The following is a 21,388-nucleotide window of genomic DNA, read 5'->3' as shown; positions in this document are numbered from 1 at the left end:
CAGGGTCAGACGCTGGCGATGTACATCTGGATCAGCTGCTCGTAGGTCTCGTCGAGGTCTTCGGGCAGGCCGAAGCCGCCGCTCGCTTCGATCGACGCGAAGCCGTGCGTGATCGCGCGGGCGCACCTCGTGGCGTGTATCGCCTCGGGGCCTTCGATGCCGTGCCCGCGCAGCACGGCCAGGAATACGTTGAGCAGCTTGGTGCCGGCGGCGGCCAGTGCCGGGTCGTTCAGGGGGTCGGCGGGCATCGCGGCGTAGCGCGCGGGGTGTTCGACGACGAATGCCCTGTACTCCCGCATCAGGATGGCTAGGGCCTCGACGCCGCTGCGGCCGACGACCGCGGTCGTGAAGCGCTCCGTCATCTCCTCCAACAGGCGCAGGCCGACCAGCGTGCGTAGCTCGCCCAGGCTGCCGACGTGCTTGTAGAGGGACGGGGCGGCTACGCCGGTGCGGCTGGCGACGGCTGCGAGCGTGAGCGCGTCGAGGCCGTTCTCATCGATCACTTCGACGGCGGCGTCGACGACTGCGGTGGTGGAGAGACCGACCCTACGAGACATAGCTAGAAAGCTAATGCCGTTAGCTTGCGTTGTCAATTACCGGGCGGGGTAGCCTGGCCGGGTCATGGGCAGCGACCACGTGCACACCCCGGCCGACAGCCCCTCACCGGCGCCGCCGCGGGTCCGCAAGATCCTTGCCGCCACCGTGATCCCGCTCTTCGCGGTCACGGTGGTGGCCACGGCCATCCTGTGGCCGCGCGACACCCCGCCGGCCGCGCAGGCCGACGACGAGGTCGCGCGCCACCATGGCACGGTCACGCAGGTGGTCGAGCAGACCTGCCCGCCCGCGTCCGAGGTGCCGTCCAGCGTGCCCCAGGGGCCGTGCGGGACGGTGACGGTCAAGGTCGACGACGGGCCCGACAAGGGCAAAGAGGTCACGGCGCCCATCCCGGCCGGGCCCGGCGCGCCCGAGGTGGGCGTGGGCGACGATGTGGTCCTCGTCGTGCTAAGCGATCCTGACGATCCGACCATCAGCACGTACAACATCGCGGATCACCAGCGCGGCCAGCCGCTGGTCTGGCTGGTGGTGCTCTTCGCCGCCGCCATCGTCGGCTTCGGCCGCTGGCGCGGCCTTGCCGCGCTCGGCGGTTTGGCGGCCAGCTTCGCGATCCTGCTGATCTTCGTGCTGCCAGCGATCAGGGCCGGTGAGCCGCCGCTGCTGGTCGCGGTCGTCGGGGCCGCGTTGATCATGTTCGTGGTGCTCTACCTGACCCACGGCGTCAACGCCCAGACGTCCGTCGCGGTGCTCGGCACGCTCGCCAGCCTGGTGCTGACAGGTGTACTGGGTGCCGTCGCGACCTCGGTCACCCATCTGACCGGGTACGGGGACGAAAACGCCACCACCCTGTCGTTCATCCAGTCCGGGGTCGACCTGCACGGTCTGCTGCTGGCCGGCATCATCATCGGCTCGCTCGGCGTACTGGACGACGTCACCGTGACTCAATCGGCGACGGTGACCGAGCTCGCCCGGGCCAATCCGTCACTGGGCCGCCTGGAGCTCTACCGCGCCGCGACCCGCGTCGGCCGCGCGCACATCGCCTCGACCGTCAACACGATCGTGCTCGCGTACGCCGGTGCGTCCCTGCCGGTGCTGCTGCTGATCGTGGCGGCCGGCCGGGCGGTCACCGACACCTTGACCAGCGAGTTCCTCGCGCAGGAGATCGTGCGCAGCGTGGTGGCGACGATGGGGCTGATCGCGGCGGTGCCGATCACCACCGCCCTCGCCGCGGTGGTGACCGCGACGGGCAAGCGCCGCAGTCGCCACGCCTCCCGGCCGCGCACCGACTCCGACGCGCCGCTGGCCGCGCTCAGCCAGCGCCGCGACGACTGGGCCTAGCCACCTACCGTCGGAGTTGGGGTCGGCGGCGGCGGGTCGATCGCGATCCCGAACGCGAGCGGTGTGGAGTAGTTGCCCGACGGGTCGAACGCCCGCACCGTCACCCAGTACGTGCCGTAGCCCGTGTAGGGGACGTAGCTTGTAGTGCCGCCGACCGAGCGGATCACCCGGCCGTTCAGCGTGACCTCGTATCCGAGGACGAAGACGTTGTCGCGCGAGGCTTCCCACGCCACGCCGAGCTGGCCCTGCGCGGTGTGCAAGCTGCTGACGCGCCCGTTCGTCGGAGTGGTGGGCGGCGTGGTGTCGGTCAGCTGTCCGAAGTGGACCGGCGCGGTTACGGAGGCGTTGCCGGCCGCGTCGACCGCGCGGATGCCGTACGTCAGGATCGCTGGTGGCGGTATTGGCATCGAGTGGGTGGTGCTGGTCGAGGAGCTGACGCGCCCGGTCGAGCTCCAGAACTCGTACGCGACCACGCCGGTGTCGTCTGTGGACGGATCCCAGGAGATCGTGACGGTGCTCCCGTTGGTGGTGCTGCGTACGTTCGCGGGCGTGGTAGGCGGCTCGACGTCGAGCCGGCCCGGGTTGGGTGTGCCGGTGCACGGCCCCGAGTTGGCGGTGCAGTTCGTGGGCGTGCCGGTGCCGCTTGCCACCCAGCCGAAGTGGGTCGAGGCGTTGGCGGCGAGCGTGCCGTTCCAGGGCAGGTTGGTGAAGGCGTACCGGTTGCCGGTGCGCACGAGCGTGGCGCCCCAGTGGTTTGTGATGGTGGTGCTGGCGGGGAGGTCGAACTCCACCCGCCAGGATGTGATGGTGGACGTCGCGTCGTTGAGCACGGTCATCTTGCCGACGTACCCGGATGACCACTGGCTCTCTCTGGTGAACGTCGCCGTGGCCGCGTGGGCGGGCGTGGGGAGGACGGTGATGGCGGCGACGCAACCGACCAGCGCGGCGGCTGCCCGGGCGAATGTAGATCGGCGCATATCTATAGACGTTACTAGGCTTGACTAGAGGACTGGTCGAACTTGACCTGTGACTATTGGGTCACCTATTTTGAGATGGTGGTCGACGACGACCGGGTTTTCAAGGCGCTGGCCGATCCGACCCGGCGATACCTGCTCGACCTGCTGTTCGCTCGCGACGGCCGCACGCTCACCGAGCTTGAGTCCGAGCTTGCGATGACCCGCTTCGGAGTGATGAAGCACCTGCGCGTGCTCGAAGATGCGGGACTGGTCGCGACCCGCCGCTCTGGCCGGGAGAAGCTGCACTTCCTCGACCCGGTGCCGATCCAGCTGATCCACGACCGGTGGATCGGCAAGTACACGACCTACTCGTCGCGCACCCAGGGGTTGTAGTCGACCTCCAGCGGCTCCTGCTCGGGTCGCTCGGCCTCCGGCACGTGCTGCAGGTTGACCCGGATCCGATACCAGATCGAGCTGCGGCCGCGCATCCCGTCGACCAGGGTGTCGGCGGCCTCCAGGTGCCGCACGACCGACGGGTGCCGCTCCTTCCAGCGCGCAAGCCCCGCCATCGCCTCGTCCTTCGTCTTGGCGCGGGCGATCTCGATCAGCGGCATCGTCGACTGCCGGCGTCCGGTGCCCTTAGGCGGCTTCTCGGCCGGGCCGAGCCGCTTTGCCAGGTCGAGCAGGGCCTCCAGCGACCCGGCCGTGTCCTCGATGCCTTTCCACGGGTCGCCGCTCGCCGCGTGTCGCTCCAGCACGGCCGGCAGCGTGAACTCATCCGGCCGGCAGGCGGGCACCTCCGCCCAAGCCAGCGTGGTCGAGACTCGGGCGTCCGGGGTTGGCCTGACCGAGTACGCCGAGGCGACCGTGCGGTCCTTGGCGTTCTGGTTGAAGTCGACGAAGACGCCCTGCCGCTCCTCCTTCCACCACTTGCTGGTGGCGAGCTCGGGAGCACGGTTTTCCACCTCGCGCGCCACCGTCTCGGCGGCCAGCCGCACGTCCCGGTACGACCAGTGCGGGTGGATGCGCGTGTAGATGTGAAAGCCTCGCGACCCGGACGTCTTCGGCCACGCGGTCAGGCCGTGGTCCTCCAGTACCTCCTTTGCCACGACGGCGACGTCGAGGATCTGCCGCCAGTCCACGCCCGGCACTGGGTCGAGGTCGATGCGTAGCTCGTCGGGGTGATCGAGATCCTCCGCGCGCACCGGGTGCGGGTTGAGGTCGACACAGCCCAGGTTGATCACCCACGCCAGACCTGCTGCGTCTCGTACGACGATCTCGTCGGCCGAGCGCCCGGACGCGTAGTTCAGCTCCGCGACCTCCAGCCACTCCGGACGGTTCGACGGGGCGCGCTTCTGGAAGAACGCCTCCTCGCCGATGCCCTTCACGAACCGCTTGAGGATCATCGGGCGACCGGACACGCCGCGCAGCGCGCCGTCAGCCACCGCCAGGTAGTAGTTGACCAGATCCAGCTTGGTGTGGCCCTCGGACGGGAAGAGCAGCTTGTCCGGGTTGGTGATCGTCACCTCGCGACCGGCGGCCTCCACGACCTGCGACTTCGCCATGTCCTCACCATAGGTCGCGCACGGCTTGCCCGGGGGTTGTCGAGCTGTGGCAGACTGCGCCCCGATCAATTCAACAGGGGAGGAAACACCACATGGATCTGCAGCAGCTTCAAGCGCAGCAGCAGCTCGTCGTGCGGCAGCGCATCCGCATGATGGTCAACCAGTACGAGGTGCACGCCGCCGGGCCGGATGGTTCCGAGGCGGGGCTGCTCGCGTTCGCGCAGCAGAAGCGGCTGGCCTTCAAGGAGCAGGTCACGCTGTACACCGACGACACCAAGCAGTACCCGGTGCTCGCCTTCAAGGCCCGCCAGGTGATGGACCTAGGCGCCACCTACGACGTGACCGACTCGGCGGGTACGTCGGTGGGCCTGTTCCGCAAGGACTTCAAGCGGTCGCTGCTGCGCTCGACGTGGATCGTGGAGCAGCCCGGGCTGGCGCCGGCGACCGGTCAGGAGCGCAGCATGCCGGTGGCGATCCTGCGCCGGTTCGTCGACTCCCTGTCGTGGCTGCCCTACCACTTCGACTTCGTCTACGAGGGCGGCCAGCCGGCGTTCTCGGTGGTGAAGAAGTGGGGCCTGCGCGACAAGTACGTGGTCTCGATCGACGACCCGCGCCTCGACCGGCGCCTGGTCATCGCGATGGCGGTCGGCCTCGACGCGCTCCAGTCGCGCTAAGCCGGCGGTATGTCTACGGCGATCTCGGAGCCGAGCCGGTATCCGCCGGTGAGGCCCAGGTCGTCGCCGCTCCAGAACCGCCCGGGGTCGTACCAGTTGGAGTCGCGCCCCTCGGGGAGCAACCCCATCGACTCGTACGTGATCCCGACGACCTCCGCGCAGTACGCGCTCTCCAGAGCCGCGCTGCTGGCCTTTCGCGGGTGGGTGCCGACCGGTGCCCGCCCGCGCAGCCAGCGCCAGGCGAGCTGGGTGGTCGACGGAAACGGCGTGCCGTCGAGCCGCGCGATCGTACGCAGCACCGCGGTTTCCTCCTCGACGCTGGGCGGCGGCTCGAGCTGACGCAGCCAGGCGCGCTGGCCGTACCGCCGGGCCCACACCAGCACCGCCGAGCGCAGGTCGTGGAGCTGGACGCCGCGGTGGTGGTTGCCCGACCAGAGGTCGGGCAGCGCCCGGCCCAGCTCGGCGTGCCACATCATCGGCGGCAGGTCTTCGAGGACCACGGCCATCCCGACGTGGTTGACCGGGCTGTTGGTGGTGAACTGGATGGCCCGATCGGGACCCGAGCGGCCACGAAACAGCCACAGGTCGCCCATACGGGTCAGATTGACGGCCTCGTCCAGGCTGATCGCGGTGCCGGCCATCCGACTACCCTATGTGGATGCGCTGGTGGAAGGTACTTGGGTTGGCGGCCTTCGTCGGAGTGGCCGCCACCGGAGCGGTCATCGTCCGGGCGGAGCGCCGCCGCCGCGCGTACACCCCTGAGGAGATCCGCACCCGCCTACAGCAGCGGTTGCAGGCAGCCGGCGAGGAGTAGCCCGGCGACGAACGCGTCGCCGAGGCCGATCGTGGCGGCCGGCCGGGCAAGGTACGGCGTGGGCGCGCACTCGACGTGCCAGCCGTCGCTCAACGGCCCGCTCGGCGGTAGGTCGTCCGTGAAGGTCGCGTCCGGACTGACGGCCAGGTCCGCCGCGGGCGAGCCGCGCCGCGCCCGCGCGGCCGCGAGCAGGTTGCCGATGCGGATCGCCGCGGCGGCGGTCTCCGGATAGCCGCGGTGCACCTGGTCGACACAGGCGTTGAAGCCGGCGTACAGCGGCCGAGCGCCGGGCGCGCCGGCCGTGATCCGCTCGGCGAGGGCCGTATCCGCTCACCACCGTCGGTAGTTAGTTGGCATGCCCAACGATTGACACGACTTAGCTACATGTGTGAATCTCTGCCACGGAGCCGGAGTGGAAGCATTGGGCAGCTTCCGACAGTCAGACCCGCGCAGGCGATCCCTCATTGATCCTCGCTGTGCGCTGCGGTCGCCGTCTAGGTAAGCGCTTGCTCACTCTAGGAGCCATAATGCGAAGAACTCTTGTCGGCGCGCTCGCGGCGGTCGTGGCCGCCGGCGTGACGGCTGTCGCGGCGCAGGTAGTCCTCAGCCCGTCGTCGCCAGCGTCGGCCGCCGCCTCCGACCCGTACAACTGGAAGAACGTCCGGATCGACGGCGGCGGGTTCGTACCCGGGATCATCTTCAACCCGACCGAACGCAACCTGATCTACGCGCGCACCGACATCGGCGGCGCCTACCGGTGGGACCAGGCGGGCCAGTCCTGGACACCACTGCTCGACTGGGTGGGCTGGGACCGGTGGGGCTACAACGGCGTGGTCAGCATGGCCACCGACCCGGTGCAGACCAACCGGGTGTACGTCGCCGCGGGCATGTACACCAACGACTGGGACCCCAACAACGGCGCCATCCTGCGCTCGACCGACAAGGGCAAGACCTGGCAGACCACCGCGCTGCCGTTCAAGCTCGGCGGCAACATGCCGGGCCGCGGCATGGGCGAGCGGCTGGCGGTCGACCCCAACCGCAACAGCGTCCTGTACCTGGGCGCACCCAGCGGAAACGGCCTGTGGCGCAGCACCGACTACGGCGCGACCTGGGCGAAGGTCACCAACTTCCCCAACGCGGGCAACTACGTGGCGGTGCCCGGCGACGTGTACCAGGGCGACAACCAGGGCATCGTCTGGGTGACCTTCGACAAGCGCAGCGGTACCTCCGGAAACGCCACGCAGACCATCTACGTGGGCGTAGCGGATAAGGAGAACACCGTCTACCGCACCACGAACGGCGGCACCACCTGGGAGCGGGTAGCCGGCCAGCCGACCGGGTACATCGCCCACAAGGGAGTGTTGGACACCGCCGGCGGCTTCCTCTACATCGCCACCAGCGACACCGGCGGCCCGTACGACGGTGCCAAGGGCGACGTGTGGAAGTACAACACCGCAACCGGCGCGTGGACGCAGATCAGCCCGATCCCGTCGAGCAGCGCTGACGACTACTTCGGCTACAGCGGCCTGACGATCGACCGCACCGCGCCCAACACCATCATGGTCGCCACCCAGATCTCGTGGTGGCCGGACGCGATCTTCTTCCGCAGCACCGACGGCGGCGCGACGTGGACCCGCATCTGGGACTGGGCCGGATACCCCAGCCGCACCAAGCGCTACACGATGGACATCTCGTCGGTGCCATGGCTGTCACTCGGAGCCAACCCCCAACCGCCCGAGGAGGCGCCGAAGCTCGGCTGGATGAACGAATCCCTCGAGATCGACCCGTTCGACGGCAACCGCTTCATGTACGGCACGGGCGCCACGATCTACGGCGCCACCAACCTCAAGAACTGGGACACCGGCGGCACCGTCACCATCCGGCCCATGGTCAAGGGGCTGGAGGAAACGGCCGTACTCGACCTGATCAGCCCGCCGTCCGGCGCCTCGCTGATCAGCGGCCTCGGTGACATCGGCGGTTTCCGGCACACCAACCTCGACGCCGTACCGTCGATGATGTTCCAGCAGCCGTACTTCACCAGCACCACCAGTCTCGACTACGCCGAACTGAACCCGAGCGTGATGGTGCGATCCGGCAACTTCGCCGACGCCGACCGGCCGAACGACAGCCACGCCGCGTTCTCCACCGACGGCGGGGCCAACTGGTTCCAGGGCAGCGAACCCGGTGGCATCAACTCCGGCGGCACCATCGCCGCGGCGGCCGACGGCAGCCGGTTCGTGTGGGCGCCGGGCGACTCCGGCATCCAGGTGCACTACTCGGTGGGCTTCGGCAACAGCTGGCAGCAATCGCAGGGCGTACCGGCCAACGCGGTCATCGAGTCTGACCGGGTCAACCCGCAGAAGTTCTACGGCGTCAGCAACGGCACCTTCTACGTCAGCACCAACGGCGGCCAGACGTTCACAGCTGCGGCCGCCGGGCTGCCGACCACCGGCGTGAAGTTCAAGGCCGTGCCGGGACGCGAAGGCGACATCTGGCTGGCCGGCAGCAGCGGGCTGTTCCACTCCACCAACTCCGGTGCGAGCTTCACCAAATTGTCGAACGTCACCGAGGCCGTCAACGTCGCATTTGGACGCGCGGCGCCCGGCCAGTCGTACCAGGCGATCTTCCTGGTCGGCACGGTCGACGGCGTCAAGGGCGTGTACCGCTCGGACAACAGCGGTACGACGTGGCTGCGCATCAACGACGACGCTCACCAGTACGGCAACATGGGTGAGGCGCTCGCCGGCGATCCCCGCATCTACGGCCGGGTCTACCTCGGCACCAACGGGCGGGGTGTGCTGTACGCGGACCGGACCGGCGGCACTCCGACGACGCCGCCGACGACACCGCCCACCACGCCACCGACGACGCCACCCACCACCCCTCCGACCACCCCGCCCACGACGCCACCCACCACACCGCCGACCTCGAACCCGACGGGCGGGTGTGCGGTGACGTACTCGGTGGCCGGCCAGTGGACCGGCGGCTTCCAGGGTGAGGTGCGCGTCCAGAACACCAGCGGCTCGGCCGTCAATGGCTGGACGCTGGTGTGGTCGTTCGCGAACGGGCAGCAGATCTCGCAGATCTGGGGCGCCACGCAGACTCAGAGCGGTGCCACCGTCACCGCCCGGAACGTCAGCTACACCAGCACGATCTCCCCGAACGGATCGGTGACGTTCGGGTTCCTCGGCAGTTGGACTGGGACGAACGCCAAGCCGACCGCGTTCACGTTGAACGGGTCGGCCTGCTCGGTCGCCTAGCCTGACGCGCCAGTGGTGGTGGGGGCGGCGTCGCCGCCCCCACCACACTCTCAGAAGTCAGTGAGCTCGCCGCGGAGCTTGTTGAGAGCGCGTGCAAGCAGCCGCGACACGTGCATCTGCGACACGCCGATCTGCTCGGCGATCTGGGTCTGCGTCATGTTGCCGTAGAAGCGCAGCGTAAGAATGCGCTGCTCACGCTCGTCGAGGGCGGCGAGCGCGGGTCCAAGAGCCACGCGCAGCTCGGCAAGCTCGAACTCGGGGTCCTCCCCGCCGAGCAGATCTCCGAGCGGCACCGCGCTCTCGCCGTCGCCAGCGGGGATCGAGAGCGACACCGCGTTGTACGCGCGAGCGCCCTCCAGGCCCTCCAGCACGTCCTCCTCGGAGACCTTCAGGTGTGCCGCGATGTCGGCCACCGTCGGCGAACGGCCCAGCGACTGGTTGAGCACGCTGCTCGCCTCGGCGATGCTCATCCGCAACTCCTGGAGGCGCCGCGGCACCCGCACGTCCCAGGTCCGGTCGCGGAAGTGGCGCTTGAGCTCGCCGACGATGGTGGGGATCGCGTACCCGGTGAAGTCGACGCCGCGATCGGGATCGAACTTGTCGACGGCCTTGATGAGGCCGACGGTGGCGGTCTGCACCAGGTCGTCCATCGGCTCGGCACGGCCGGCGAAGCGCTGCGCGAGGTGGCGCGCCAGCGGCAGCCACGCCTCGATGGCCCGGTCGCGAAGCGCCATGCGAGTGGGGTGCCCGGCCGGCAGCGCGGCCATAGCGGCGAGCACGTCGCTGGCGCTCTCGGAGAGCGTTCGATCGTCGACGTCGGCCCACGCGGGGGCGTATGTGGCGGTCATGGTGGTCCTCCCTGCACCTGCACCTTGTCCGCGCCTTATACCCAACAGGTGGACTCACTGTAACCCGAACAGCCGGAAAAAAGTCAACCGAAAGTATGAGGTTGCCCAGCTAACTGGCCGTGAACAGGGGGTTTGCCGAGCAGTGCGACTGCGTTAGCCTGTGCCGCGTGACTGCCACGGGGGGAGTGACGGCGCCACCACGGCCACCGCGTGCGCGCCGGCGTAGGACGCTAGCCAGCGCGCTCGCCGACACCGGTGCCGTGCTCGGTACCTCGGCCAAGCTCCTCTGGCGGCACTGGCCGGTGCTCTTCGCGCTCTACTTCGCCGGCGCCGCGGTACGCGAGTTCGCCTTCATCAGCGCCGTACAGGCCAGCAAGCTGAACGACGTACTCGGCATGCTGATCCTGATCATCGGACCGGTCGCCACCCTCGCCGCCCTGGTGCTGATGTTGCGGACGGTGCTGCCGTCCCTGCCGTGGCTGGCCGCCGTGACCCGGACGCCCTCGTCGGAGCCCGCCGAGGGACAGCGCCGGCCGAAGACGCTGCTCGACTACCTGGCGAGCGCGATGGTGCCCTTCCTCGCCGTGTACGCCTCATGGGGCTACCTACAGGCGGACGTCTCGAACTACTTCTACGAGGTCTTCGAAGACGCCGCCTTCAACGACGCGGCGATCTTCAGCAACCCCGGCGAGCTCAGCAAGAACCTGGAGGACCGCCTGCCCTTCGACGTCACCCTGACCCTCGCCATCGTCGTCGGGTTCGCGATCCTGCTGCGCTGGCTGCTCAACTGGTGGCAGGGCGGCCGCCGCTGGCCGGCACTGGCCATCCTCGGCGCCTACGTCGAGGTCATCTGGATCCTCATCACGGTCGTCGCGCTCAACTCCGCGCGCGACCCGGTCACCGAATGGGTACGCGGCCGCAAGGTCGTCCAGTGGCTGCTCGACGCCTGGGAAGGCTTTGTGTCGTCGCTCGGCCCGCTCACCAACGTGACGCGCAGCGCCGGCGAGTGGCTGGTGAGCGCGATCTCATCCGCCGACGCCGTTCTCGTCGTGCCGCTCGCGTGGCTGGCCGTGGGCGCGGTTGTGTACGGCCACAAGCTGGTCGAACCCGGTCCGCCCGCCTCCGAGTTGCTCCAGCGGGCAAACTCGTGGTGGCAGGGGCTGCCGAAGCCGGTACGCGTCGTCGGCACCAACCTCACCACCGACGTACGCGACCGCTTCGCGCCCCTCGTGCAGAGCCTGCGGCTGATGTTGCGTGCCGGTCTGGCGCCGATGCTGCTGTTCTGCCTGTCCTTCCTGATCGCGCAGACCGCGCAGCAGTGGATGTGGGAGCTGGAACGGCTCCTCATCGGACCCCGCGAGCTGGGCAGCGTCTGGTGGCCGCTGTCCGGGCCGCTCTCCGTGGTCAACGACGCGGTCGGCGTCGTACTGCTCGCCTGCCTACTCGGTGCGGCGGTCGACCGGGTGCTGCGCCTCCAGCCGCCGGCCGAGCCGGAGCCCGCCGAGACGACGAGCGAGGAGCCTCAGCCGACCGGGAACCTGGCGTAGCGCGGCGTCTCGCTCGACCGCGTGATGTGCACCGCCGCCGGGGCGGCGGACTCGGGCATGACGAAGTAGTTCACCACCTGGAACGGCGGCGGTGCCTTGTCGTCTTCCGGCATACAGCCTGGGTACGGCAGGCGGGCGCCGTCCACCTCGCTGGGGTCGCTGCCGAAGAGCCGGCCTGCCTTGTCTTCGAGCTTGACGGCGCAGCCGGCGAGCGCGTTGGTGCTGGGCGCCTCGATCGTGATCGTGACCCGCCACAGGGTGAGACCGTCGGGTAGCACGAACGGGTCGCCGCCAAAGGTCTTGGCATCGGTGGTCGGTGACACCTCCACCAGCTTGATCCGCACGCCGGAGAAGTCCACCCAGCCGTCCGCGCCGGTTGTGATCGGTCGGTAGTGCTCGATCCTGTTGAAGCGGTCGAATCCATCCTTGGCAGACGGGCCGATGGCGAGGGCGAATAGCGGCACCACCGCGAGCAGGCCCCACAGGTTGCGCCGCCACCACCCACGCGGTGCGAGCGCCTCCGGCACCTCTCCCGGAGGCGGCGCCTGCCCAGGCGGCGCTTGCTCGGATGCCTGCCCCGGCTGAGGTGCCTGCCCGAGCGATGCGTGCGAAGGCTGCATGCCCGGCGGCGCGGCGGCGCCCGAAGGGGCAGCGCCCATGGCCGGCTGGGCCCACCCGGGCGGCGGCGTCGCGTGTGGCGGCGCGGTGAATGGCGGCGCGGTGAATGGCGGCGCGGTGAATGGCGATGCGTGTGGCGGCGCGGTGAGTGGCGGCGCGCCGGGCGGCGAGGCCCAGCCGGGCGGTGGTGCGGCCGGTATGGGGCCGGGGGGCGTCGGCGTGGGCGGTGGTGGCGCGGCCGGCACGGACGCGGCGAAGGGTGCGGGTTGCGCCACCAGGGGCGGCGCGGCGGGCGGCGCCCACATGGATGGCCCACCGGGAACGGGCGGCGATGCGACGGGCGCTGCGGCCGGTGGAGGTGAGTAAGGGTGTGGGGCTGGCCACGCCGGCGGCATCACGTGCGGCGCCCCGGGTGGCGGCGGTGCCTGTTGTGCCACGCCAGGAGGCGGTGGCGCGGTGGGCCGGGGCGGTGGCGGAGCCACCTGCGGCAGCGCGGCGGTGTCTGGATCCAGCCGCTGGAAGACGGCCGTGTCCGCCTCGTCGGACAGCGTCTTGGGCTCAGCTGGCGGCGCGGTGCCATCTGGACTGGGCAGCACGACGGTGGCGTCGGAAGGCGGCGTCCACGCCTGCTCCGCCGGTGGCGGCGGCGCCCACGGCGATGGCTGGCTCATGGGACGGCCTCAGGCTCGACGATCGTGACGGGATCTGGCGTGGCGGCCCACTTGTCGATCGTCGGGCTGTCGTACGCGGACAGCTCGATCTCGGCCATCGCGTCCATCCGGTGGTCAATCGACTGCCTGGCGAGCAGCAGGGTGAGGTTGGTCGCCGCGTCACGCGGTACTTCGAACACAAACTCGCCCTCGACCGGGATGCCGGGCTGGAAAGAGCGACCGCCGGTCATCTCCTGCTGGATCCGGGTGGACGCGAGGAAAACCCGGTCGCGGGCGTCCCGGAGTGCGGCGTACCCCACCGTGGTCTCCTCGTCGGTGGCCGTGATCCGGGTACGGACCAGGATCCACACGCCGCCAGTATCGATCGCCCCGCCTCTGAGCCTGACCTTCCCCGCACCGCGGACGCTGACCACCTTCGCGTCGAAGACGCGGACCGACACCGTTTCTCCCACCTGTCCCGCCCGGACGAACGGCCGCTCACGTTCGTCGGTGCTGCCACCGCCCAGCGGACGCCAGCTCGCGATGAGCCCGCCGATGGCCAGTGCGGCGATGAGCAGGGTGCCCACGCTCGCCTTGGTGCTGGCGCGCTGCACGGGACCGGGTGGCGCCCGGTGGCTGCGTATCTCTTCCGGCACGGGCTGCTGCGGCGGCGTGGTCATGCGCCGCCGCCCGCAGCTAGCTTCGTCATGACGCCCGCTTGTCTTCGACGGGCACTTCCAGCTGGGCTCGAGGCTCATGGTCGAGCCATTCCATGTGGTCGGTGAGCGTGCTGGCCCGGTAGGTCTTCTCGTAGATCGTGATGGTCACCTTGGTCGGTAACGGTGCGTTGCCCGACTGCTCCCAGACAAAGCCGATTCTTTCCGGCATGTTCGGATTGAGGTACTGCACCCGGCTGGCGTCGCGGACCGCCACGATGTGCTGGGGCGCCTCGTCGAGCAGCCCCTCCACCCCGGAGATGCTGAGGACGTCGCCGACATCGTTGCGGCTCTCGGGGGCCGTCACCTCGACCTCAGCCACGATCGCGAACCAGCGGTCGCCTTCTTTTTGCAGCCTGAGGTCGCCCAGCTCGTTCAACAGGCGGGCGCGGACCACGGTCACGTTCCACGGCTGGCCATGGTTGACCTCGTTTATCACCGCCGGTGGCACCGCCGGCTTTTCGACGACGTCCAGCCCACCGAAAAGCCCGGAAGCACCCAACGCAACAGCTCCGGTGCTGACCCCCAGCCACCGGAGCGGTATCGCAACCAACCGAGCGCCCAGCCCTCGTGGGCCAGCGCCCGACCCCCCGCCGTCGCTCGACACGTTTCAGGAGCATAGAGCCCCACAGCTACCCCGGCTAGTCGCTCTCGCACCCTCCCGCTCCGCCCACCACGACCCCCCTACCCCGCCGATCAAGGGCAAATGCACGTGCTTTGACCTCAAATCCACGTGCATTTGCCCTTGATCGACGCGAATGCCCTTGATCGTTGCGAGGCCGATCGCAGCCCGCCGGCAGATTGCGGGCGATCGAAGTGAGTGCCGAGATGCGCACGGCTGGGAGCGACGCGCAAACCCCGGCCTCCGGGACCGTCGCCCTGTGACGGCGCTCTGTGACGGCGCTCTGTGACGGCGCTCTGTGACGGCGCTCTGTGACGGCGCTCTGGCGGCGGCGCTCTGGCGGCGGCGCTCTGGCGACGCTCTCGCGGCGGCGGCGATCCAAGGTCCGCCTGCGTCGCGGCCCCGCGACGGCTTGGTCGGGGGAGTCGACGTCGGGCTATGTCGGATAGATCCGCACACAAGTACGCTCCACCAAGCTGTGCGTGCACCCCGACGCCGGCCCGTTGACACGGCCGCGAACGGCGCAGCGTCTGCCGCGCCACAGGCCGCGCCCTGCGTATCCCGCCGCGCGGGACCCGCGCTCGGCCCCGCGATCAAGGGCAATCGCACGGATCAAGGGCAAATGCACGCGGATTTGAGATCAAAGCACGTGCATTTGCCCTTGATCGACGGCGCGTCGTGCGGGCTAGTGGAGGTCGGGGTAGGGCCAGCCGTTAGGGACGCAGCCGTTCATGCCGTATATCTGGGTCTGCATGACGGGGGCGGGTTTGCCCTTTCCCGGGCAGTCCACGTGCTTGTGACCTAAAAAATGGCCTACCTCGTGGTTGACGACCAAGTGGCGGTACGTATCGGTATCGCCGTTGTAGGACGGGATAGCCAACTGCCATCGCTTCAGGTTGATCATCACGTTGGGGCCGCCCCGGCAGGACACTTCGCCGCCCGTGTCCAAGCCGTAACTGCCGCACACCTTGTCGACGGTGTCCGGGGTGGCGAGCCGCACCACGAAGTCGACCGATCCGGCGCGGGGGCGTTGGAACGCCCATCGGTTGCGCGCCGTCCAGCCACCAGGGTCGGCCAGGATCTTGTCGACCCACTCGGCGAACTTCGCCGGGTCCTCGTCGATCCCCCGTTCGACCTCTACCTGGTACCGCAGGACCTTGCCGGTGCCGACGCGCGGCGCGCTGCCGCCCGCTCGCTGGTACGTGCCCTCGCCGCTCTGCGGGATCCGGGGCGGCGTCGAAGGCCCGGAAGGTGCCGGCGATCCTGAGCGGGCCGCGGAGGGCGTGACTGACTGCGTGGGCGGCAAGGCTGCCTGCGTACCCGAATTGTCGCGAATCGCGAAGCCGGCGGCTCCGAACAGCAGTCCGCCCACGACGGCGGCTGTGGCAGCCAGTGCGCTACGCACTGGCCTCCCCCGCCGGAGCCGACGCGTCCCGGAAGGCGCGTCGCATGGCCAGCGTTTCGCGGATGCGGCGCCGTGCCGCGCGGCGCCAGCGCTCCTGCTGATCCCGTCTCATGCCCGGAAGGTAAGTACGGGGCTATGAAGAATCTATGAAGTTGCTGTCAGCCGGCCGACCCGATAGCTACCGAACGATTTCTTCATAGGATCTTCATCATGGCGCCGGGCACTATAGGAGTCCTATGAGCGCGCGCATCCTGGTCGCTGAAGACGACCCTAAGCAGGCAAACCTTGTCCGGGTGTACTTGGAGCGCGACGGGCACAGCGTGTTACTGGTCGGCGACGGCCGGGCGGCACTGGAGCAGGCCCGGTCGCGCCGCCCCGACCTGGTGGTGCTCGACGTGATGATGCCCGTCGTCGACGGCATGGACGTTTGCCGCATCCTGCGGTCGGAGTCCAAGGTCCCGATCCTGCTGCTGACCGCCCGTTCGACGGAAGACGACCTGCTGCTCGGCCTCGACGTCGGCGCCGACGACTACATCACCAAGCCCTACAGCCCGCGTGAGCTGACCGCGCGCGTCCGGGCGCTGCTGCGCCGAGCGGGCACCGTCACCGCGGGCACCCAGGCGGTCCTGCGCGTCGGCGAGCTGGAGATCGACACCGGTCGGTTCGAGGTACGGGTGGCGGGGCGGCCGATCGTGCTGACGGCGAAGGAGTTCGGGATCCTGGAGGTCCTGGCGGCGGAGCCGGGGCGGGTGTTCACCCGGGCACAGATCATCGACCGTGCGTTCGGGTTCGACCACTATGTGCTTGAGCGCACGGTGGACGCGCACGTCATGAATCTCCGGCGCAAGATCGAGGCGGACGCCGCCGAGCCGCGCTACGTGCAGACGGTCTACGGCCGCGGATACCGGCTGGCGGAGTCTTGAGCTTTCGCCTGCGCGTACTCGGGCTCGTCATGCTGGTGGCGCTCACCGCGATCGGGGCGACCGCATGGCTGACCCTGCGCCAGGCGTCCGAGCAGATCACCGAGTCGGCCACCGCCGACCAGGAGGTCACCGACCGGGTGCACGAAGAGTTGCTCAACTACGCGCGGACGCACGGCACCTGGGAGGCCGTGCCGTCGCTGCTGTCGAAGCTTGGCCAGCAGACCGGCCAGCGCCTGCACCTGGCGACCGAGTTCGGCGAGGTGGTGGCCGACACCGACCAGCTCAATGGCCGTACTCCCCGCGTGCTCGGTACCACTGTCACCCTCGTCGACCCGCGTCCGGTGCTGACGTTTCCGGAGGGTGAGGACCCGAAGAGCGCGATGATCGTCACGATCAAGCTGATCAGCAATTACCGCTTCGGGGTGCGGCTCGCGGCCTGCCAGACCCGCAACAACGCACCGATCGACATGAACCTCGACGTGTACGGAGTGCCGTACTACCGAAGCAGCGAGATGCTTCCGCAGTGCAGCGACTTCGCCACGGAGTCCCGGCGAGACACGGAACAGGATGAGCAGCGGGTCAACCGTTGCCTGCAGTCAGCGGACGGCGCACCGCCGGCGGTCTCGGCGAATCCCACGCCGGTCGTGACGCCGGGCGAGGAGGCGTTCACCTCGTGCCTGGCCAGGGTTTTCACCGAGCAGGTCAGCGACGTGTCAGCGGTGCCGTTGCGGGTCACGCTCGGGGTGGGCGGCGAGCCGTCCCGCCCACTCTCGGCCGGGCCGATGCTCTTCGCCGCGGCGGGCGTGGCCATTCTCGCGATCGCTGGCACCGCGCTGCTGAGCCGGCGGGTGCTGCGACCGATCGCGCGGCTCACCGAGGCTGCCGGCCGGCTCGGCCGCGGTGACCTGGCGAGCCGGGTTTCCGTGTCCGGCGGCGACGAGGTGGCCGAGCTGGGCCGATCGTTCAACCGGATGGCCGACTCGCTCCAGCGGGCCGAGGAGCGGCAGCGCCGGCTGGTCGCTGACGTGGCGCACGAACTGCGAACGCCGCTGGCCAACCTGCGTGGCTACCTGGAGGCGCTCAAGGACGGCGTGATAGCGCCCGATCCCGAGCTCTTCGCGTCGCTGCACGAGGAGGCGGTGCTCCAGCAGCGCATCGTCAACGACTTGCAGGACCTGGCGCTCGCCGAGGCGGGCACGCTGGCGTACCACCGGGTGGTCATCGACCTCGCCGAGCTGCTGGAGACGGCCCGGATGGCGCACCTCGCGGTCGCGGAGACGGCTGGGGTGCGGCTGGCGGTGGCGGTGCACGAGTCGGTGCTGGTCAACGTCGACCCGGACCGTATGCGGCAGGTCTTCGGCAACCTCATCTCCAACGCCGTCCGGGCCACCGCGGAGGGCGGCAGCGTGACGCTGACCGCTGGCTACATGGGTGGTTCGGTGGTGGTACGCGTGGCGGACACCGGCTCCGGCATCCCCGCCGAGGCGCTGCCGTATGTGTTCGACCGGTTCTGGCGGGGTGACCAGGCACGTGGCCGGCGCACCGGTGGCAGCGGGCTGGGGCTGGCGATCGTCCGCCAGATCGTGACCGACCACCACGGCACGATCGTCGTCGCCAGCCAGGTGGGCGTCGGCACCACGTTTACGCTGACGTTGCCGCCCGCAACCGCACCCGCAGACGCGCAGTGGAGAGCAGCGCCACCAGAGCCGTCGCGAGGATGGTGAAGACCAGGCCGTGCACCAGACCCCTGGTGAGGTACTCGCCGCCGGTGTGGTCGACGGCGTAGGTGCCGATCTCGCGGCTGGACCAGAACGGCGTGACCCGAGTGATCGAGTCGGCTGGGTCGATCATCATCTGGAGGCCCACCACCACCAGCAGGACCAGCGTGCCTTCCAGCTCACGCGGCACGAGGGCCCCGATGAGCAGCCCGAAGGGCGCGGCCACCGTTACCGAGAAGACCATGGCCAGCGCCACCGCGCCGATTCGCACCTGGTCGCCATGGTCGATCGCGACGAGCGCGAAGAACGGCGCCGCGACGACGAGGCCAAGCAGCCACATCGCGGCGAGCCGGCCGAGGTACAGGTGGTGGCTCGCGTATCCGGACAGCCGCAACCGCGGCTCGACCGGCCGGCTGGAGCCGCTGGCGAACAGCGACGCCGTGCTGACCGCCCAGGCGATGCCCAGGAGCAGGAACCGGATCGACTGGCCCACGTGGTCGCCGCGGCGCACCAGGTAGAACGCCAGCGGCATGGCGAGAAGCAGGGCGAGCACCGCCCGGCGGCGTAGCATCTCGCGCACCGCCATCTCGGCCACGGTCAGGATCTTCATGCCGCCGCTCCTTCGGTCGCGGGGGTCAGGTCGAGCACCTGGTCGACCTGGTCGAGCTGGCTCAGCAGGTGGGTCACCACGACGACAGCCCGGCCCTCGTCGCGCCAACGCCACACGTGCTGCCAGAAGTCGAGGTATGTGCCGCGGTCGAAGCCCTGGTACGGCTCGTCGAGCAGCAGCACGTCGGGCTCGCCCATGGACGCCATGACGAGGTTGAGCTTCTGCCGGGTGCCCCCGGACAGGTGGCGCGTCTGGACTCCGGCGGCCGGCCGCCACTGGAGCGCGGCGGCGCCGGCCCGGCCGATCTGCTTGGAGCGCTCGCGGTCGAGCCCGCGACCCGCCCCGATCAGCACGAACTGCTCGTCGGGCAGGAGGAAGTCGTAGGTGCCGGCGTCCTGTGGGCAGTATCCGAGGCGGCCGTCGAGCGTGACCTCACCGGCGTCCGGCGCGAGCAGCCCGGCGCAGATGCGCAGAAACGTGCTCTTGCCCGCGCCGTTCGCGCCGACCACGGCGGCCACCTCGCCGGCCCGTACGGTCAGGTCCACCGAGCGCAGGATGGTGCGCCGGCGGTACCGCTTGGTGATGCCGCGGGCCGACAGGCGTACCCGGCCGGGCGCTGGACGGGCCGGCCGCCCGTACCGTGCCGCGAGGCTCTCCGCGACCGCGGCCGCGTACCCCTCCGGCGTCCCGAACGCCCGCAGTGCCGGCTGCCCGCTGTCGCGCAGGTGTGCCGCCGCCTCGGCGACGACGTGCCGGACCGCGTCCGGCGTCAGCTGGTGCCGGGCCATTTCCTGCCCGAGCGCCCACAACCATCTGTCGTTGTCCATGGTCACCTCCGGATTACCGCGTCGACGTGGCCAGCGAACACGGACCAGTCGGCGGACAGCCGCTGAAGGGCCTCCACGCCGGCCTCCGTGAGCCGGTAGTACTTGCGAGCGGGGCCCGAGGCGCCCTCACGCCACTCGGCCGTAATCAGGCCGGTGCGCTGGAGGCGCAGCAGTACGGGGTAGAGGGTGCCGCCCTGAATCTGGCCGAACCCGGCCTCGTCGAGCGCCTGCGCCAGCTCGTATCCGTAGGACTCCCGCCGACCCAGCAGGGCCAGCACGCAGACGTCGAGGACGCCGCGCAGCCACTGACCCCGCCGTTCTTGATCCACGCGGAAGAAGGTAGCACAGCTATCTAGGTAGCGCTGCCATCTAGTTGTCGCCAGTTGTCCGGGCCGTCCAGCATCGACCGGACGGCCTCGTACGCTTCGTCTTCGCTGTCGAACTCGTAGAAGCGGGACACGCCCTCGGCCCCGCCGGCACGTTGCTCGACGAACCACTGGTCGGCGTCCGCGCGCAGGTACACATCCCGGCGCGCGAGCCGCCCCCATTTGCCGTTCCACCAGTGCTTTCGCTGCTCCATGGCAGCACTGTATAGAACAGATGTTCGACTATCTGCGGGGGTCCGCCTGCTCGGGGACGCCCCGGCGCGCCACGAGCGCGTCGCGGATCTCGGTCAACAGCTTGACCTCCTCGCTCGGCGCGGCCGGCGGGGGCTCCTCGCCGCGGCGGCGCCGCTCGGCGAGCTTGTTCATCGGGAGCACGACGAGGAAGTAGAGGGCGGCGGCGGTGAGGAGGAAGGCGATGACGGCGTTGATGAACGCGGGTACGTCGAAGTAGACCTTGCGAATGTGGAATCCGCCGGCTTTGACGCCCTCTCCGCCTGAAATGACCCGGATCAGCGGCTCCAGGAACGACTTGGTCAAATTAGTGACGACCGTGGTGAACGCCGCGCCGATGACGATGCCGACCGCGAGGTCGACCACGTTGCCGCGCATGATGAAGTCTTTGAAACCCTTGAGCATGCCCAGCACCGTATGCCCTATTCGGCTAGACCTCTAGGAACGCACCCGCCTCAGTAGCCGCAAGCTCCGCGTCGCCGGCCCGGATCGCCGCCACCAGCCGGCCGTGGTCCACGTATCTGTCGTGGTGCAACTCGCCGCCGACCCCTTCGGCGATCGTCGCGCGCGTCGCGGCGCCGAACGACGCGTACAGCTCCGCCAGCATTTCGTTGTGCGCGGCGGCCACGATCGCGGCGTGGAGCACCGCGTCGGCCTCGACGAAGTCGGCGACGCGGCCCGATCGCCACGCGGCCTCGCGGTCGGCGAGCGCGCCGTCGAGCGCCGCCATGTCTTGCTGTGTACGCCGTTGCGCGGCGAGCCGTGCCGCCTCAACTTCGAACGCCCGGCGCACCTCGACCGCCTCGGCCACCCGCGCGCTGGCGAGCCGGCGCGAGACCGCCCCGGATAGCTCGTCGGTGGAGACGACGTAGGTGCCGGAGCCCTGCCGGCACTCCAGCACCCCGGCGTGCACCAGCGCCCGCACCGCCTCGCGGACGGTGTTGCGCCCCACGCCGAGCGCCTCGACGAGCTGCGGCTCGGTCGGGATGCGGCCGCCCACCGGCCAGGCACCGGTGGTGACCTGCTCGCGGAGCTCGTCGATCACCTGGCGCACGAGCGTCGGCCCGCCCCGTGGCATTGGTTACATCACCCGACCATAAATCATCCCATGATTCTAGACTCGAA

General features: G+C 69.7%; 24 protein-coding genes. 8 read left to right on the top strand and 16 right to left on the bottom strand.

The window, feature by feature from the left end; all coding sequences use genetic code 11:
- Positions 1-5 precede the first annotated feature (5 nt).
- A complete protein-coding gene (locus V6V89_RS05630; protein WP_334617853.1) occupies positions 6-557 on the bottom strand; it encodes a TetR/AcrR family transcriptional regulator in 552 nt (183 codons plus the stop codon).
- Positions 558-621: 64 nt separating this feature from the next.
- Between V6V89_RS05630 and V6V89_RS05625 the strand changes: the two genes are divergently transcribed.
- Complete coding sequence (locus V6V89_RS05625) at positions 622-1,893, top strand: YibE/F family protein (RefSeq protein WP_334617852.1); 1,272 nt, start codon at positions 622-624, stop codon at positions 1,891-1,893.
- Here V6V89_RS05625 and V6V89_RS05620 read toward each other — a convergent pair.
- A complete protein-coding gene (locus V6V89_RS05620) occupies positions 1,890-2,870 on the bottom strand; it encodes a cellulose binding domain-containing protein (protein WP_334617851.1) in 981 nt (326 codons plus the stop codon). The genes V6V89_RS05625 and V6V89_RS05620 overlap by 4 nt on opposite strands.
- Before the next feature lie 42 nt (positions 2,871-2,912).
- Here V6V89_RS05620 and V6V89_RS05615 point away from each other — a divergent pair, with 42 nt between their 5' ends.
- Positions 2,913-3,242: an ArsR/SmtB family transcription factor gene (locus V6V89_RS05615; RefSeq protein WP_334617850.1), complete on the top strand. Its 330-nt coding sequence runs from the start codon at positions 2,913-2,915 to the stop codon at positions 3,240-3,242.
- Here the strand turns inward: V6V89_RS05615 and ligD are convergent.
- Positions 3,215-4,414, bottom strand: coding sequence for a non-homologous end-joining DNA ligase (gene ligD, locus V6V89_RS05610; RefSeq protein ID WP_334617849.1), 1,200 nt, complete (start codon positions 4,412-4,414; stop codon positions 3,215-3,217). The genes V6V89_RS05615 and ligD overlap by 28 nt on opposite strands.
- A 92-nt stretch (positions 4,415-4,506) precedes the next feature.
- On the opposite strand from ligD, the gene V6V89_RS05605 reads away from it, so the two are divergent.
- Positions 4,507-5,088: a hypothetical protein gene (locus tag V6V89_RS05605; protein ID WP_334617848.1), complete on the top strand. Its 582-nt coding sequence runs from the start codon at positions 4,507-4,509 to the stop codon at positions 5,086-5,088.
- Here V6V89_RS05605 and V6V89_RS05600 read toward each other — a convergent pair.
- On the bottom strand, positions 5,085-5,729 hold the full coding sequence (locus V6V89_RS05600) for a hypothetical protein (protein ID WP_334617847.1): 645 nt from the start codon (positions 5,727-5,729) through the stop codon (positions 5,085-5,087). The two genes, V6V89_RS05605 and V6V89_RS05600, sit on opposite strands and share 4 nt — an antisense overlap.
- 17 nt (positions 5,730-5,746) lie before the next feature.
- Between V6V89_RS05600 and V6V89_RS05595 the strand changes: the two genes are divergently transcribed.
- Complete coding sequence (locus tag V6V89_RS05595; RefSeq protein WP_334617846.1) at positions 5,747-5,902, top strand: hypothetical protein; 156 nt, start codon at positions 5,747-5,749, stop codon at positions 5,900-5,902.
- On the opposite strand, the gene V6V89_RS05590 is transcribed toward V6V89_RS05595, so the two are convergent.
- Entirely contained in the window at positions 5,867-6,145 is a 279-nt protein-coding gene (locus tag V6V89_RS05590; protein ID WP_334617845.1) for a hypothetical protein, read from the bottom strand. The two genes, V6V89_RS05595 and V6V89_RS05590, sit on opposite strands and share 36 nt — an antisense overlap.
- A 284-nt stretch (positions 6,146-6,429) precedes the next feature.
- On the opposite strand from V6V89_RS05590, the gene V6V89_RS05585 reads away from it, so the two are divergent.
- Positions 6,430-9,162: a cellulose binding domain-containing protein gene (locus tag V6V89_RS05585; RefSeq protein WP_334617844.1), complete on the top strand. Its 2,733-nt coding sequence runs from the start codon at positions 6,430-6,432 to the stop codon at positions 9,160-9,162.
- A 50-nt stretch (positions 9,163-9,212) separates the two neighbouring features.
- Here the strand turns inward: V6V89_RS05585 and V6V89_RS05580 are convergent, their stop codons facing one another.
- Positions 9,213-10,010, bottom strand: a complete 798-nt coding sequence (locus V6V89_RS05580) for an RNA polymerase sigma factor SigF (protein WP_334617843.1) — start codon at positions 10,008-10,010, stop codon at positions 9,213-9,215.
- A gap of 167 nt (positions 10,011-10,177) precedes the next feature.
- On the opposite strand from V6V89_RS05580, the gene V6V89_RS05575 reads away from it, so the two are divergent.
- On the top strand, positions 10,178-11,557 hold the full coding sequence (locus tag V6V89_RS05575) for a hypothetical protein (RefSeq protein WP_334617842.1): 1,380 nt from the start codon (positions 10,178-10,180) through the stop codon (positions 11,555-11,557).
- On the opposite strand, the gene V6V89_RS05570 is transcribed toward V6V89_RS05575, so the two are convergent.
- The 4 genes from V6V89_RS05570 to V6V89_RS05555 all read right to left on the bottom strand — a co-directional run bounded on the left by V6V89_RS05570 (position 11,533) and on the right by V6V89_RS05555 (position 15,568).
- Entirely contained in the window at positions 11,533-12,846 is a 1,314-nt protein-coding gene (locus V6V89_RS05570; RefSeq protein WP_334617841.1) for a hypothetical protein, read from the bottom strand. The genes V6V89_RS05575 and V6V89_RS05570 overlap by 25 nt on opposite strands.
- On the bottom strand, positions 12,843-13,505 hold the full coding sequence (locus V6V89_RS05565; protein ID WP_334617840.1) for a hypothetical protein: 663 nt from the start codon (positions 13,503-13,505) through the stop codon (positions 12,843-12,845). Before V6V89_RS05565 ends, V6V89_RS05570 begins: the two co-directional genes overlap by 4 nt.
- A 25-nt stretch (positions 13,506-13,530) precedes the next feature.
- Entirely contained in the window at positions 13,531-14,043 is a 513-nt protein-coding gene (locus V6V89_RS05560; RefSeq protein WP_334617839.1) for a hypothetical protein, read from the bottom strand.
- An 805-nt stretch (positions 14,044-14,848) separates the two neighbouring features.
- Positions 14,849-15,568 (bottom strand): DUF3152 domain-containing protein, encoded by a 720-nt coding sequence (locus V6V89_RS05555; protein ID WP_334617838.1) that lies wholly within the window; start codon positions 15,566-15,568, stop codon positions 14,849-14,851.
- Positions 15,569-15,804: 236 nt separating this feature from the next.
- On the opposite strand from V6V89_RS05555, the gene V6V89_RS05550 reads away from it, so the two are divergent.
- Both V6V89_RS05550 and V6V89_RS05545 read left to right on the top strand, forming a co-directional pair.
- Positions 15,805-16,491, top strand: coding sequence for a response regulator transcription factor (locus V6V89_RS05550; RefSeq protein ID WP_334617837.1), 687 nt, complete (start codon positions 15,805-15,807; stop codon positions 16,489-16,491).
- A complete protein-coding gene (locus V6V89_RS05545) occupies positions 16,488-18,215 on the top strand; it encodes a sensor histidine kinase (protein WP_334617836.1) in 1,728 nt (575 codons plus the stop codon). The genes V6V89_RS05550 and V6V89_RS05545 overlap by 4 nt, the downstream gene beginning before the upstream one ends.
- Here V6V89_RS05545 and V6V89_RS05540 read toward each other — a convergent pair.
- The 6 genes from V6V89_RS05540 to V6V89_RS05515 are packed head-to-tail and all read right to left on the bottom strand — an operon-like array spanning position 18,133 to position 21,341.
- Positions 18,133-18,819 (bottom strand): hypothetical protein, encoded by a 687-nt coding sequence (locus V6V89_RS05540; protein WP_334617835.1) that lies wholly within the window; start codon positions 18,817-18,819, stop codon positions 18,133-18,135. The genes V6V89_RS05545 and V6V89_RS05540 overlap by 83 nt on opposite strands.
- On the bottom strand, positions 18,816-19,646 hold the full coding sequence (locus V6V89_RS05535) for an ATP-binding cassette domain-containing protein (RefSeq protein WP_334617834.1): 831 nt from the start codon (positions 19,644-19,646) through the stop codon (positions 18,816-18,818). The genes V6V89_RS05540 and V6V89_RS05535 overlap by 4 nt, the downstream gene beginning before the upstream one ends.
- 2 nt (positions 19,647-19,648) lie before the next feature.
- On the bottom strand, positions 19,649-19,975 hold the full coding sequence (locus V6V89_RS05530; RefSeq protein WP_334617833.1) for a PadR family transcriptional regulator: 327 nt from the start codon (positions 19,973-19,975) through the stop codon (positions 19,649-19,651).
- A gap of 23 nt (positions 19,976-19,998) precedes the next feature.
- Positions 19,999-20,226 (bottom strand): hypothetical protein, encoded by a 228-nt coding sequence (locus V6V89_RS05525; protein ID WP_334617832.1) that lies wholly within the window; start codon positions 20,224-20,226, stop codon positions 19,999-20,001.
- Positions 20,227-20,254: 28 nt separating this feature from the next.
- The gene (mscL, locus tag V6V89_RS05520) at positions 20,255-20,668 is read right to left on the bottom strand and encodes a large conductance mechanosensitive channel protein MscL (RefSeq protein WP_334617831.1); all 414 of its coding nucleotides are present in this window, start codon (positions 20,666-20,668) and stop codon (positions 20,255-20,257) included.
- Between the two features lie 25 nt (positions 20,669-20,693).
- Positions 20,694-21,341, bottom strand: a complete 648-nt coding sequence (locus V6V89_RS05515) for a FadR/GntR family transcriptional regulator (protein WP_334617830.1) — start codon at positions 21,339-21,341, stop codon at positions 20,694-20,696.
- Between the last annotated feature and the right edge of the window lie 47 nt (positions 21,342-21,388).

The sequence above is a fragment of the Micromonospora sp. CPCC 206061 genome (assembly GCF_036906915.1).
Classification (GTDB): Bacteria; Actinomycetota; Actinomycetes; order Mycobacteriales; family Micromonosporaceae; genus Phytohabitans.
This window is presented reverse-complemented; position numbering and strand designations above follow the sequence as displayed.